The sequence below is a fragment of the Roseobacter sp. S87 genome (assembly GCF_055693285.1).
This window is the reverse complement of record NZ_JBVFTR010000004.1, coordinates 3911492-3925164: the sequence shown is the minus strand read 5'-3', so window position 1 is coordinate 3925164 and position 13673 is coordinate 3911492. Positions and strand designations below refer to the sequence as shown.

The 13673-nt window shown below is 60.0% G+C and carries 14 protein-coding genes and 1 pseudogene; 8 read left to right on the top strand and 7 right to left on the bottom strand.

What is annotated here, in order from left to right:
• The first annotated feature begins 9 nt into the window (after positions 1-9).
• The 4 genes from ACZ1HA_RS20375 (at position 10) to ACZ1HA_RS20360 (ending at position 4278) form a co-directional block, all read left to right on the top strand.
• Entirely contained in the window at positions 10-852 is an 843-nt protein-coding gene (locus ACZ1HA_RS20375) for an EAL domain-containing protein (protein ID WP_375228900.1), read from the top strand.
• Positions 853-1033: 181 nt separating this feature from the next.
• A complete protein-coding gene (locus tag ACZ1HA_RS20370; RefSeq protein ID WP_375228901.1) occupies positions 1034-2209 on the top strand; it encodes an acetyl-CoA C-acetyltransferase in 1176 nt (391 codons plus the stop codon).
• A gap of 88 nt (positions 2210-2297) precedes the next feature.
• Positions 2298-3020: an acetoacetyl-CoA reductase gene (phbB, locus tag ACZ1HA_RS20365; RefSeq protein ID WP_472715194.1), complete on the top strand. Its 723-nt coding sequence runs from the start codon at positions 2298-2300 to the stop codon at positions 3018-3020.
• A 316-nt stretch (positions 3021-3336) separates the two neighbouring features.
• Entirely contained in the window at positions 3337-4278 is a 942-nt protein-coding gene (locus tag ACZ1HA_RS20360; RefSeq protein WP_472715193.1) for a transcriptional regulator GcvA, read from the top strand.
• Between the two features lie 37 nt (positions 4279-4315).
• Here ACZ1HA_RS20360 and ACZ1HA_RS20355 read toward each other — a convergent pair whose 3' ends face one another.
• From ACZ1HA_RS20355 to ACZ1HA_RS20345, 3 genes are all read right to left on the bottom strand, one after another.
• A complete protein-coding gene (locus ACZ1HA_RS20355) occupies positions 4316-4480 on the bottom strand; it encodes a YdcH family protein (protein WP_375228904.1) in 165 nt (54 codons plus the stop codon).
• Positions 4481-4586: 106 nt separating this feature from the next.
• Positions 4587-5327: a tRNA1(Val) (adenine(37)-N6)-methyltransferase gene (locus ACZ1HA_RS20350; protein ID WP_375228905.1), complete on the bottom strand. Its 741-nt coding sequence runs from the start codon at positions 5325-5327 to the stop codon at positions 4587-4589.
• Entirely contained in the window at positions 5324-5539 is a 216-nt protein-coding gene (locus ACZ1HA_RS20345; protein WP_375228906.1) for a putative signal transducing protein, read from the bottom strand. Before ACZ1HA_RS20345 ends, ACZ1HA_RS20350 begins: the two co-directional genes overlap by 4 nt.
• Positions 5540-5594: 55 nt before the next feature.
• Here ACZ1HA_RS20345 and ACZ1HA_RS20340 point away from each other — a divergent pair, with 55 nt between their 5' ends.
• Positions 5595-6596 carry a polyprenyl synthetase family protein gene (locus tag ACZ1HA_RS20340; RefSeq protein ID WP_472715192.1) on the top strand — a complete coding sequence of 334 codons (1002 nt, stop codon included), beginning with the start codon at positions 5595-5597 and terminating at the stop codon, positions 6594-6596.
• On the opposite strand, the gene ACZ1HA_RS20335 is transcribed toward ACZ1HA_RS20340, so the two are convergent.
• The 4 genes and pseudogenes from ACZ1HA_RS20335 to soxR all read right to left on the bottom strand — a co-directional run bounded on the left by ACZ1HA_RS20335 (position 6589) and on the right by soxR (position 11525).
• A complete protein-coding gene (locus tag ACZ1HA_RS20335) occupies positions 6589-7431 on the bottom strand; it encodes a 4-(cytidine 5'-diphospho)-2-C-methyl-D-erythritol kinase (protein ID WP_472715191.1) in 843 nt (280 codons plus the stop codon). The two genes, ACZ1HA_RS20340 and ACZ1HA_RS20335, sit on opposite strands and share 8 nt — an antisense overlap.
• A gap of 14 nt (positions 7432-7445) precedes the next feature.
• Complete coding sequence (locus ACZ1HA_RS20330; RefSeq protein ID WP_472715190.1) at positions 7446-9155, bottom strand: tetratricopeptide repeat protein; 1710 nt, start codon at positions 9153-9155, stop codon at positions 7446-7448.
• A 102-nt stretch (positions 9156-9257) separates the two neighbouring features.
• Entirely contained in the window at positions 9258-10907 is a 1650-nt protein-coding gene (locus tag ACZ1HA_RS20325) for an electron transfer flavoprotein-ubiquinone oxidoreductase (protein ID WP_472715189.1), read from the bottom strand.
• A 166-nt stretch (positions 10908-11073) separates the two neighbouring features.
• Positions 11074-11525 (bottom strand): annotated as a pseudogene (soxR, locus tag ACZ1HA_RS20320) (redox-sensitive transcriptional activator SoxR).
• Between the two features lie 76 nt (positions 11526-11601).
• On the opposite strand from soxR, the gene ACZ1HA_RS20315 reads away from it, so the two are divergent.
• From ACZ1HA_RS20315 to ACZ1HA_RS20305, 3 genes are all read left to right on the top strand, one after another.
• Complete coding sequence (locus ACZ1HA_RS20315; RefSeq protein WP_472715188.1) at positions 11602-11982, top strand: VOC family protein; 381 nt, start codon at positions 11602-11604, stop codon at positions 11980-11982.
• Between the two features lie 154 nt (positions 11983-12136).
• Positions 12137-12607 carry a transcription elongation factor GreA gene (gene greA / locus ACZ1HA_RS20310; protein WP_375228912.1) on the top strand — a complete coding sequence of 157 codons (471 nt, stop codon included), beginning with the start codon at positions 12137-12139 and terminating at the stop codon, positions 12605-12607.
• Positions 12608-12621: 14 nt separating this feature from the next.
• Positions 12622-13671 (top strand): hypothetical protein, encoded by a 1050-nt coding sequence (locus tag ACZ1HA_RS20305; protein WP_472715187.1) that lies wholly within the window; start codon positions 12622-12624, stop codon positions 13669-13671.
• Positions 13672-13673: the final 2 nt, after the last annotated feature.

Here is a 13673-nt window from a genome sequence, read left to right as displayed (position 1 = left end):
AGACGACAGATGCACCGCGAAGAAAAAACAGCCGTTGCTGACCTGCCACCGGGCGAGGATAATCCGCTCAACTTCGCGGTCTCAAGACGCGATCGTCACGCGCTGGACATGGTTGCCCAGGCGATCCGTCACAAGCAGGTTCTGCTGGCCTATCAGCCAATCATGCAATCGCGGGACCAGAGCAAAGTGGCGCTCTATGAAGGGCTGATCCGTGTGCTGGACGAAACCGGCCGCGTCATCCCTGCGGGTGAGTTCATGGGCGCGATTGAGAATACCGAGCTTGGGCGCCAGCTTGATACGCTGGCACTGGGCCTGGGGCTGCGCGCCCTGCACGAGAACCCGTCTCTGCGGCTGTCCATAAACATGTCAGCCAAATCCATCGGGTACCGTGCGTGGAACCGTACGCTGGACCGGTGGCTGTCGCGGAACGAACTTATTGCGGAACGTCTCGTTCTGGAAATCACCGAATCCTCCACGATCATGGTGCCGGAACTGGTCGTTGATTTCATGGACCGTCTCCAGCTCCGAGGCATCAGCTTTGCGATGGACGATTTCGGTGCCGGCTACACCGCCTTGCGGTATTTCAAGGACTTCTGTTTCGACATCGTTAAGATCGATGGCCAGTTCGTTCAGGGCATCGCGCAGGATCCGGACAATCAGGTAATGACCGCAGCGCTGGTATCGATTGCCCGGCACTTCGATATGCTGACGGTTGCCGAGTTCGTGGAGAATCAGGAGGACGCTGACATGCTCGTCAGCCTGGGCGTTGATTGCCTCCAAGGGTACCATTTCGGTGCCGCCACAACACGCCCGCACTGGCTCGAAGACCGCGCAATGAAGAAGGCTGTGTGACCGCCTGAAAAGCCATGCGCCTGGCGCAAACCGGCTGACCAGGCGGTGCGACCGGACGTCATGTTGTCCGCTTATTTGTCATTCTGTATGCACCCCCGTATGGAAGTGGAGGGTCCACGGCTGCTTGCGCAGGCTTGTCTGACAGGGCCCGACAGGACAATAGGCAAAGGACCAGAACACAATGACGAACGTCGTAATCGCATCGGCTGCCAGGACTGCCGTGGGCAGCTTTGGCGGGTCTTTCGCAAATACACCCGCCCACGATCTCGGCGCTGCAATGCTGCAGGAGATCGTCGCGCGCGCCGGTGTTGACGCATCAGAAGTTTCCGAAACCATTCTCGGCCAGGTACTGACGGCCGCGCAGGGCCAGAACCCGGCCCGTCAGGCGCACATCAATGCCGGTCTGCCCCAGGCAAGCTCGGCCTGGACGATCAACCAGGTCTGTGGATCCGGCCTGCGCTCTGTCGCACTGGCTGCACAGCATATCCAGCTTGGGGACGCAGACATTGTGGCTGCCGGTGGGCAGGAAAACATGACGCTCTCGCCGCATGCCGCTCCTTTGCGCGCCGGCCACAAGATGGGCGACATGACCTACATCGATACAATGATCCGTGACGGTCTCTGGGATGCCTTTAACGGCTATCACATGGGCCAGACCGCAGAAAACGTTGCCGAAAAGTGGCAGATCAGCCGTGATCAGCAGGACGAATTCGCCGTCGCTTCGCAAAACAAAGCCGAAGCAGCCCAGAAAGCCGGCAAATTCGATGATGAGGTTTTTACCTACACGGTAAAAACCCGCAAAGGCGATATTGAGGTCAACAAGGATGAATATATCCGCCATGGCGCCACAATCGAGGCCATGCAGAAACTGCGCCCTGCGTTCACCCGCGACGGCTCGGTCACTGCGGCCAACGCTTCCGGGCTGAACGATGGCGCGGCTGGTGCTCTGCTGATGTCCGCAGATGAAGCTGAGAAGCGCGGGATCGAGCCGCTGGCACGCATTGCAAGCTATGCGACCGTTGGCCTTGACCCGTCCATCATGGGCGCGGGGCCCATCTATGCGAGCCGCAAGGCGCTGGAAAAAGCAGGCTGGAAGGCCGAGGATCTGGATCTGGTAGAAGCCAACGAGGCCTTCGCCGCACAGGCTTGTGCCGTCAACAAGGACATGGGCTGGGATCCGGCTGTTGTGAACGTCAACGGCGGTGCGATTGCGATCGGCCACCCGATTGGCGCGTCCGGTGCACGCATCCTGAACACTCTGCTGTTCGAAATGAAACGCCGCGACGCCAAAAAAGGCCTCGCAACGCTCTGCATCGGCGGCGGCATGGGTGTCGCCATGTGCCTCGAGCGTCCCTGAACCAACCGGGGCGGCGCCTGACGACATCAGCCCGCCCCATCAGACCTGCCCGCCGGGCAGCTGACAACGAACACAGGAGAATACAACAATGTCGCGAGTCGCACTTGTCACCGGAGGCAGCCGGGGTATCGGCGCCGCCATTTCCAAAGCACTGAAAGACGCAGGCTACAGCGTCGCTGCAACCTATGCCGGCAACGACGAAGCCGCCGCGAAATTCACAGATGAAACCGGCATCAAAACCTACAAGTGGAACGTGGCTGACTACGATTCCAGCAAAGCAGGTATTGAAAGCGTCGAAGCCGATCTGGGGCCCATCGATGTGGTTGTCGCCAACGCGGGCATTACCCGTGACGCACCGTTCCACAAAATGACACCTGATCAGTGGAAAGACGTCATCGACACGAACCTGACCGGCGTCTTCAACACCATCCACCCGGTCTGGCCAGGCATGCGCGAACGTAAATTCGGCCGCATCATCGTGATCAGCTCGATCAACGGTCAGAAGGGTCAGTTCGCTCAGGTGAACTATGCTGCGACCAAAGCCGGCGATCTGGGTATTGTAAAATCTCTCGCACAGGAAGGCGCGCGCGCAGGTATCACGGCCAACGCCATCTGCCCGGGCTACATCGCGACGGACATGGTTATGGCCGTCCCGGAGAAGGTCCGCGAATCGATCATCGCGCAGATCCCGGCCGGGCGCCTGGGTGAGCCGGAAGAGATTGCACGCTGTGTGGCCTTCCTTGCCTCTGACGACGCGGGCTTCATCAACGGCTCCACCATTTCTGCGAACGGCGCTCAGTTCTTCGTCTGACGCCAGTTCTGCAAAGCAATAAGGGCCGGGTCTCGTTTGAGGCCCGGCCCTTTGTTCATCCCGTAAGAACGCTGCAGCCGATCAGCGGGAAGAAGAGTCAAACAGCCAGCGCCACGCATCGCGCATTGCCTGCGCGCGTTCTTCGTGGGCACGTTGCATTGCCGAGCGGGCCTGCTGATTTGCGGTTGCTTCAAACATTTTTGAATTCCTTTTCCGGTTGAGACCAGTGTTTCTGAACTGAACCCTATATGGCATCCGCTAACAAAACCGACAAACGAGACTTTTCAACGTATCACACAAGATATATTTAACTGATATGAGTAACAGACTGCCCCCACTGACAGCTATGCGTGCATTTGATGCCGCTGCCCGACATATGTCTTTTGCCAAAGCGGCAGAGGAGCTTTCGGTGACGCCGGCTGCGCTGAGCTTCCAGATAAAGTCTCTTGAAGAGCACCTGGGAGCGCCCGTATTCCGCCGCCTGAACCGGGCGGTTGAGCTGACGGAAGCGGGAGCAGCTCTGGCACCTGCCGTGGCAGATGGTTTCGCGTCACTGGCCGCCGGTTGGCGTTCTGCCCAGCGCCTGCAGGACGAACAGACCCTGACGGTAACTGCCGGGCCGGCCTTCACAGCAAAATGGCTGGCGCCGCGCCTTTATGAATTCGCTCAGGCGCATCCGGAAATTGAACTGCGGTTCTCGGCATCTCTGAAAAAGGTGGATCTGACACGAGACGCCGTCGACGTCGCGATCCGCTTCGGCGCAGAGGATGACCCGGATGTTTTCTCGCTGCCACTGGCAGAGGAATGGGTTGCGCCGGTGATGACCCCGACCCTTGCGGAAAAGTACCCTACTGCCGAAAGCCTCACCGAAGCGCCCCTGATTTTTGACGATTCAATAAGCTTTCTCAGGGATCCGCCCTGTGACTGGTCGGCCTGGTTCCACGCTATGGACATTGATTTCGCACCGGTGCACGGGCCGAGATTCAGTCAGGCAGATCACGCCGTCGACGCGGCCCTCGCTGGTGTCGGGGTCGTACTGGGCCGGCGGGCACTGGTGGTCAAAGACATTGATGAGGGGCGGCTCGTGTCACCTTATGGAACAGCCATATCAACGGGGGCGAGGTTCAGGTTTCTCTGCCCGGAGGGCACCGAAAACAGGCCTCAGGTAAAAGCATTCCGTGACTGGATGCTCGCCGAAATTGACAAGACAACATACATCACCGACACCATGAAGATCCTGGATACGGTCGGTCATTAGCGGGCGCGGCACTGGTGCGCTGGCGCCCGCACTGCGTCTAGTTTGTCAGACGGCTGATTTCTTCTTTTAGTTTGAGTTTCTGTTTTTTGAGGTCTGCAACTTCAAGGGCGTCGATGCCTGGTGCGCGCTGGGCCTGCTCTACGGCCTCACTGAGAGTTTCATGTTTCTTTTTCAGCTGATCAACATGTGCTGCTACGCTCATTCAGTCCTCCATTTGCTACGCTGTAAATTGGACCACACCCTGTGGCACAAGTCACGCCGCACCCGCAGCATGGGCACAAAAGCCGTTAAAAATGTCTTAATTTCGGTCAGAACGGCAAAGAAGCGCCGTCTCTGAGCACTGCACGTATAAGTTGAACATAACTGTCCCCGTCTTTTTCGTGCCTTGGTCCTTCATGGAGAATCAGTGGTGCGTACAGCCGGAATGCACCCCGTCCCGATTTGCGCGCCCGGACGATGACGCGGTCTGGCGCACGGTCCGCGCGCGCGCTCAGTGGCAAAACCTCGACGCTGCCCATGTCATGCTCCAGCGCCCCGAGTATGTCCGGCAGTCGCTCACACCGATGAATGAAATGAGCCATGCCGCCGGGCGCCAGCCTTTTGCCTGCGACCTTGATCCAGGCTTCAAGTGGTGTTTCCTCGCCCCGCGCTTTCTGTCTTCCATGATCCGCCGATGCCCTGTGCGCCCCGCGGGCGTAGTAGGGCGGGTTGGCAATTACGTGGTGGAACTGCCGTTGCCTCACTTCAGGGGGAAGGTCCGTTATATCGGCACAGAAAACGTCCATCGTGTCGCCTGCGTTACGGCGTGCAAGCCCGGCATACTCCTCCTGCACTTCGACCCCGGTCAGCGACAGACCGGGCACGCGCGCGCCAAGGCACAATGCCGCGGCTCCCACGCCACAGCCGAGTTCAAGCACTGTTTCGCCGGCCCGTGCCGGCACACTAGCAGCCAGCAGCACCGGATCTAAGCCCGCGCGGTATCCTCTCGCTGGTTGCCACAGGTGGAGCCTGCCCCCCAGAAATGCATCATGTGTGAGTTCGCCGGTCACAGCCCGAGCGGGATTTCATTGTCCCGCATCACCCGTATCGCGGCATCGTGATCATCTGTGCGCACCATGAGCCTGCGGGGGAAAATTCCTATGCCTCCCTCGAGCACGCTCATGTTTACGTCCATTTCAAAGCAAGCTATATCCTCACCCTGAAGAAGGGCCGTGGCAAAGGCGATGATCGTCGGGTCAGTGCTGCGCAAAAGTTCCTTCATATCAGGGATGTAAGGACAGTTTCGGCCAGTGTCGAGGCTCGCCGCCGGGGAAGTGATGCAAAAGACCGAAAATTCGCAGAAACCGCATGACAGACTGGCCGCCTGGCTGGCGGCGGATATGGAACGGGTCAATACCCTGATCCGCACCCGGATGGCCTCCGAGCATGCGCCGCGCATTCCCGAGGTTACCGCCCATCTGGTCGATGCAGGCGGCAAACGCCTGCGTCCGATGCTGACGCTGGCAGCAGCACATCTGTGCGGGTACGAAGGTCCGTTTCACATCAACCTCGCCGCCACTGTCGAGTTCATTCACACCGCCACGCTGCTGCATGATGATGTCGTGGACGAAAGCGGGCAACGGCGCGGACGACCCACGGCGAACCTGTTGTGGGACAACAAATCGTCGGTCCTGGTGGGAGACTACCTGTTCTCGCGCAGTTTCCAGTTGATGGTCGAAACCGGATCACTGCGGGTGCTGGACATTCTGTCGAATGCGTCTGCGACGATTGCCGAAGGCGAAGTGTTGCAGCTGACCGCAAGTCAGGATCTGGCAACCACCGAAGAGATCTATCTGCAGGTTGTACGGGGCAAAACGGCGGCGTTATTTTCAGCAGCGACCGAAGTTGGCGGCGTGATTGCTGATGCGCCCGAGGCCCATGTGCGCGCACTCTACAGCTATGGCGACGCCCTTGGCATCGCCTTTCAGATTGTTGATGATCTGCTGGACTTTCAGGGCGATACCGGTGCGACGGGCAAAAATGTCGGAGACGACTTCCGCGAACGCAAACTGACGCTGCCACTGATCAAAGCAGTGGCGCAGGCTGACGCAAAAGAGCGGTCGTTTTGGGTGCGAACGATCGAAAAGGGACGCCAGGAAGACGGGGATCTCGAAACCGCGCTGTCGCTGTTGCACAAACACGGCTGTCTTGAAGATACTGCGCAACAAGCCCGCATGTGGGCCAACAAGGCACGTGCGGCACTTGAGCCGCTGCCCGATCACGATATCCGCACGATGCTGTCGGATCTGGCCGACTACGTGGTCGAACGGATCAGCTGAATTCAGGCTCATTGAGCGGTGTGGCCGCTGCGGCCCACCATCCGGGCCGGGCCTCGCGCAGCTGGCGCAGTGCGGCATCCCGCGCAGCAGCCGTGTTCATGATGGCGAAACAGGTTGCGCCACTGCCGGACATGCGCGCCAGAAGACAACCGTCCATGCCCCGCAGACTGTCCAGAACCTCCCGTATCACCGGCGCCTGATGGATGGCTGGGGCCTCCAGATCATTGCGCTGCTGTGCCATCCATGCCGCCTGATCAGCCAAGGAAGCCTGGTTGGGGTACGTATCAGGCATCGGAGCGTTGTTCTTTGACGCGAGACCTTTGAAAACAGCGGGTGTCGGCACGGAAATGCCCGGGTTCACCAGCAGTATCGGCCAGGCCGGTGCGGGACCGGCGGACGCTATGTCGCCGCCGATACCGCCCATTCTGGTAAGACCGGCATGTAAACACACAGGGACGTCGGCCCCTAAGGACAACAGCGCTTCGCGGTCCGGCAAAGGCATACCGGACAATTGCGCTAGACCTCTCAGACAGGCCGCGGCATCCGATGAGCCGCCTCCGATCCCGGCTGCGGCAGGCAGGTGTTTTTCCAGTCTGATATCGGCAGTAACCGGCATCAGTTCCGCCGCACGCAGAACAAGGTTGGAGGCGTCCGACGGCACGCCCCGGGCCATTGGTCCTGACACAGACAGGGTCGTTTCCTGGGCTTCAGACAACTCCAGCCAGTCACCGGTGCTGACCAGAACGACCATCGAATCCAACAGGTGATACCCGTCACTCTGCTGGCCGGTCACATGCAGTGTCAGATTTATCTTTGCCGGGGCAAAGACGCGCACTGCGGCGTCCGTGCTCATCCGTCGTTGGCAACTTTCAGCGGTTGCGCGCCCTCTTCCTCAAGCACCTGATCCAGGCCGACTTCCAGCTTGCGCCGGATGCGGTCAGGATCCGCATCATCCGAGACGTTTTCGAGATCAACAAACGACAGCGCGCGCGCCCACTGGAACTCTGCTTCGCGGTAGCGTCCGACTGCCCAGTACACATCGCCCAGATGATCATTCACAACAGGATCCACGGGCATCAGCTCAACCGCGCGCTCCATGTGCGGAACGGCTTCCTCAAAGCGGCGCAGGCGGTAGAGGGCCCAGCCGAGAGAATCGATGATGTAACCACTGTCCGGGCTTGCCTCGACTGCACGCTCAATCATCCCAAGAGCTTCGTCCAGTTTGATCTGTTTTTCGACCAGCGAGTAGCCGAGGTAGTTTAACACCTGTGGCTGGCCCGGGTTGATCTCCAGTGCCGCCCGGAAATCCGCCTCGGCCAACTCCCAGTTCCCCAGCCGCTCGTTGGAAATCGCCCGCGCATAAAGAAGGAACCAGCTGGAGGCACCTGTCTCCTCTGCGAGAACCAGTGCTTCGTTATAGGCCCCGACAGCCTCAGCAAAGCGGTCCTGCTGCCGGTAGGCATCACCCAGGGCGGACTGTACAGTGGCCAGCGTGCCATGACTGCGCGCAAGCTGTTCAAGCACCTCAACGGAGGCTTCCGGCCGGTCAGACCGCCGCAGCGCTGCCGCGCGCCCGAGTTCAGCCGCGTGATAGGCCGGATCGTCGGACGGAACCTCGCGGTAGACCTCAATTGCCGAACCGAACTGACCAAGTGTTTCAAAGAGCTGAGCGGTCGCCAGAAGAGCATCCACATGATCCGGGCGCAGCACCCGCGCCGCCTGGGCATAAAGAATCGTAAACTCAGCACCCGCTTCGCCGCGCAGGGCGTCTGCAACCGTATAAAAAACTTCGGCAAAACCATCCTGCACCGACGTCACGTGGCTGAAAGGCAGAACCGTTTCGTTGCGCAGGTTTTCAATGACGACATCAATTTCCGGGTCAGTCGCCCCTGCGAACATGGTCTGCAACAGCTCCAGCGCTTCGTCGAAACGGCCCAGCTGGGACAGCACCTCAACCCGGGCCATGACGCCCCGGCGGGTCTGTTGTGCCGCGCGCGCACTGTCAGAGCCATAGATCGCCTCTGCACCCTCGAAATCGCCAACAGATGCCAGCGCGTTGGCCTCATGATACAGCGCGAAACCTTCAAGGCCCGGCTGGTTCCGCACATCTTCGAAGGCTTCCAGTGCTTTGCTGACCTCGCCCTGTCCCATAAAGCTCCACGCCCGCAGCAGCCCGTCAACCAGCGGGCCGATGCCGCGCCCTTCTTCAACCGGCGCGGTCATGGTGCCGTAAGCACCTTTGCGGATCATGTCGATTTTGATGACCAGTTCGGCCACCTGGTTGCTTTCGCCAGCGGCCTGCAGGGCCTGTGCGATGGGCAGGGCGCGGTCCACTTCGCCCAGCGCCATCTGCGCAACAACGGCGCTCGCCATCAATTGCGTGTTGCGCGGATCACGCGCCAGAGCACGGGTATAGTATGCCGCCGCCTGCTCGAAATCGCTGTCCATCGCGGCGGACCGCCCGGCCAGGTAAGGACCGGCGATTGACTGCGCGGCAACCGGTGCGGCAACTGCGAGGCTGAGGGCCAGAGCGGCCAATGGACGGAACAGAAGACGCATGCGTGCGAACCTTTTTGTTTTTGACTGCCCCGTCAGGCTAGCAGGTTGGCGTTCAGGCGCAATGCCACAGCCGTCAGGGGCGCCCGAAAGCGCCCCACCTGCTCACATGTTGGGATAGTTCGGACCATCACCACCCTGTGGCGTGGTCCATGTGATGTTCTGCGACGGGTCTTTGATGTCACAGGTTTTGCAGTGCACGCAGTTCTGGAAGTTGATCACAAAGCGCGTGTCCTTGCCCTCTTCCTCGACAAATTCGTACACCCCGGCCGGACAATAACGCGCGGACGGCCCCGCGTACTTCGGCAGGTTCGTCGACACAGGGATGTCCGCATTCTTCAGCTGCAGGTGCGCAGGCTGGCTTTCTTCGTGGTTAGTGAACGAGAACGCAACATTGGTCAGCCGGTCGAAAGACAGTTTGCCGTCCGGTTTCGGGTAATCAATCGGCTTATGCGCGGCGGCATCTTCTGTCGCTTCGGCATCGGATTTGCCGTGGCCCACGGTGCCAAAGAGCGAAAAGCCCGCTGTGTTCGTCCACATATCGAGCCCACCCAGCATCAGGCTGGCTGTCAGGCCATATTTCGACCACAGCGGTTTGACGTTACGCACTTTTTTCAGGTCATTGCCGATTGCACCATTGCGCACTTCGGTTTCATAGTCGGAAAGCTCATCGCTGGCACGGCCACCGGCCATGGCCGCAATCGCCGCCTCTGCCGCAGCCTTGCCCGACAGCATCGCGTTGTGGTTGCCTTTGATGCGCGGCACATTGACCATGCCCACCGAGCAGCCCAGCAGCGCAACACCAGGTGCCACCATTTTCGGCATGGACTGATAACCGCCCTCGCTGATCGCCCGCGCACCATAGGCCACGCGTTTGCCGCCTTCGAGCAGGTCGGCCACCATCGGGTGATGCTTGAAGCGCTGGAATTCCATGTATGGGAAGAGATGCGGGTTTTTGTAGTTCAGGTGGACGACGAAGCCCACATAAACCTGATTGTTCTCAAGGTGGTAGATAAACGAACCACCGCCTGCGTTGCCGTTCAGCGGCCAGCCCATCGTGTGCGTAACGGTGCCTTCGCGGTGTTTGGCGGGGTCGATCTCCCAGATTTCTTTCATTCCGATACCAAACTTTTGCGGCTCGTGCCCGTCAGAAAGGCCGTACTTTTCGATCACCTCTTTGGAGAGGCTGCCGCGCACGCCCTCGCTGAGGAACACGTATTTGCCGTGCAGCTCCATGCCGGGCTCATAGCTGTCGCCATGCGTGCCATCAGGGTTCTTGCCGAACTCACCGGCAACAACGCCTTTGACCTCACCATTGTCGCCATAAACCAGCTCTGAGCAGGACATGCCCGGAAAGATCTCGACGCCCATTTCCTCGGCCTGTTCGGCCATCCACCGGCAGACATTGCCCATCGACACGATGTAGTTGCCGTGGTTGTTCATCAGCGGCGGCATCGGGAAGTTCGGTATGCGCAGTTTGCCGGCCTCACCGAGCATGTAGAAGTTGTCTTCGCGCACGGGAACGTTCAGTGGCGCGCCTTTCTCTTTCCAGTCCGGGATCAGCGCGTCGAGACCGACGGGGTCCAGCACAGCGCCCGACAGGATATGTGCGCCGACTTCCGAGCCCTTTTCCAGCACGACGACATTACAGTCAGCGTCCAGCTGCTTCAGCCGGATAGCTGCCGACAGACCCGCAGGCCCGGCGCCCACGATAACGACGTCATATTCCATTGCTTCACGTTGGGTGTCGCTCATCGGTCAGCTCCCTGTTCCTTAAGTGTCCGGTGTGGCTGCACCGGCGCAACAATCGTTCGCGACTGGCTAAACCACGCGCCTGCTCAATGCAATCACAACCGGGCGTCACAATCAGGCGAAAACCACAATTCTGCGTCATTTCGCGACAGGTTTGTTTACGATATGCTCAACCGGGCGTGTCACCCATAAGATACCGCGGCCCCTGCCCCCGTTCTGCGGCCCGGTCCACCGGATTATAAAGCGCACAGGCCGGCAGACTCAGACAACCACAACCGATGCAGCCATCCAGGTTGTCGCGCAGCTTTTCCAGAGCGCTGATCTTGTCATCAAGACGCGCCCGGAACGATGCGCTGATCCGTGTCCAATCGGACTTGGTTGGTGTGCGCCCCCCGGCAGCCTGTCGAGTTCAGCGCGGATTTCCGGCAGGGTGAACCCGAACTGCTGGGCGATCATCACAAAGCTGAGCCGGCGCAGGTCGGACCGCTGGAACCGCCTTTGCCCGCCCGGATTGCGCCAGGGACGGATCAGACCCTGGGTTTCATAGTAGCGGATGGCGGATACAGCCAGCCCGGTTCTCTCCGCGAGAGCACCAATACTCAGACCATCATTTACTGCCATAATTTTTCCCTTGACCTAAAGTTAGGTTGAGAAATTACGTTGAGTGGTGACAGATGCAAACTGAAAGGAAAAAATCATGTCGACCGAGCTCGAACACGCCAATGTCACCGTATCAGACGCCGATAAAACAGCCGCCTGGATGACACGTCTTTTCGGGTGGAAAATCCGCTGGGATGGCCCTGCCATCGACGGTGGGCGCTCGATCCATGTGGGCTCTGACACCTCTTATCTTGCCCTGTATCAGCCGGCACGCCAGACCGGTGCGGGCCCATCCAGCTATGAAACCACAGGCGGCCTCAACCACCTTGCCGTGACTGTGACTGACATCGACGCCATGGAAGACGCGGTCCGGGACGCAGGTTTTCAGCCCAAAAGCCACGCAGACTATGAACCGGGCCGGCGGTTCTATTTCAATGACAGCGACGGGATCGAATTCGAGATCGTGCAGTACGACTGACACCAAGGGGCCGGCAGCGTTCTGCCGCCTGTCCGCCCAGCTGCAAGGATGAGTCCTCTTGCATTTTACCCCGCCCTCGGGTCAGGTAATGAGAATCTTTAAACGCGGCCCCCGGCGATGACCGGCGGGCCGCAGTATCTTGTGGAACGCGCAGATGGACAAAATACCAATGACCCGCCAGGGCCACGCGGATCTTGAAGCCGAGCTCAAAGAGCTGAAATCGGTCGAGCGTCCGGCAATCATCAAGGCGATTGCAGAGGCCCGCGAACACGGCGATCTGTCCGAAAATGCCGAATACCATTCCGCGCGGGAAAAACAGTCCTTCATCGAAGGCCGCATCAAGGAGCTCGAAGGGGTTCTGGGGCTGGCGGAGGTCATCGACCCCGCAAAACTGTCCGGCAGCATCAAATTTGGTGCGACTGTCACACTGGTGGATGAAGACACTGATGAGGAAAAGACCTGGCAGATTGTTGGTGAGCACGAAGCCAGCATCGAAAAAGGTCTGCTCAACATCAAATCGCCCATCGCCCGCGCCCTGATCGGCAAGGATGAGGGCGACAGCGTCGAGGTCCGCACCCCCGGCGGTGAGAAATCCTATGAGGTTCTCAAAATCGTTTACGCCTGACAGGATCAGCAGTGATGTCAGATGCAACAGACACCGAAGATGACGCCCCGGCACACAGCCGGCCTACCCCGCTCGGCATTTACGACCGCCCCGGGACGGAAGGGCTCACCAGCATTGAGGTGATTGCGCTTGCGCTGTCGGGCGTCTGGCTGCTCGCGGCAGCGCTCTTTTTCCTGTTTGCCCCATCCGATCCCGCCTCAGCCGGCGCGATTGGTGGCGGCCTGCGTTTTGTGATGGTGATGCTGGCCATTTTCATGCCAGTTGGCATGATCTGGGTGGCAGCAACCGCCGCACGTTCCAGCCGGGTAATGCGCGAGGAAAGCCAGCGCCTGCAGACTGCGATTGACGCGATCCGCCAGGCCTATATCACCCAGAACCAGGCCGGTGCCACAGGCGCTGAACCGGCGTCCGTTGCGCGCCGCCTCGACGAGATCGCCGCCGCTACACGCAATACCGAAACAGTGCTTGCGACCTTCACCTCGCGCCGGGATTCCGAACGCGGGGCCCCGGCACCGGCACAGCCACAGACGATGGCAACACCGGACGATCAGCCCGCGCTTGCCCTCGGCACAGCGGCTGCGGAAATCGCACCGCCTCTGGCCAAGGCCGATTTTATCCGCGCGCTGAACTTCCCCGAGACGGCTGAGGACGAGGCGGGTTTCGCTGCCCTGCGCCGCGCGTTGCGCGACAGGCCGTCATCACAGCTGATCCAGGCCGCACAGGATGTGCTGACCCTGCTCAGTCAGGACGGCATTTACATGGACGATCTGCGCCCCGATCGCGCCCGGCCGGAAATCTGGCGCCAGTTCGGCCATGGTCTGCGTGGCAGGCCGATTGCCGCACTGGGTGGGATCCGCGACCGGTCTTCGCTCGCGCTGACCGCAGGGCGGATGAAGCAGGACCCGATATTCCGCGATGCAGCGCATCACTTTCTGCGGCTGTTCGACAAAACCTTTGCCGTGTTCGAACGGGATGCCTCGGACGCGGAAATCTCGGCACTTGCAGAGACACGCACCGCGCGCGCCTTTATGCTGCTGGGCCGGGTCGCCGGAACGTTCGACTGACG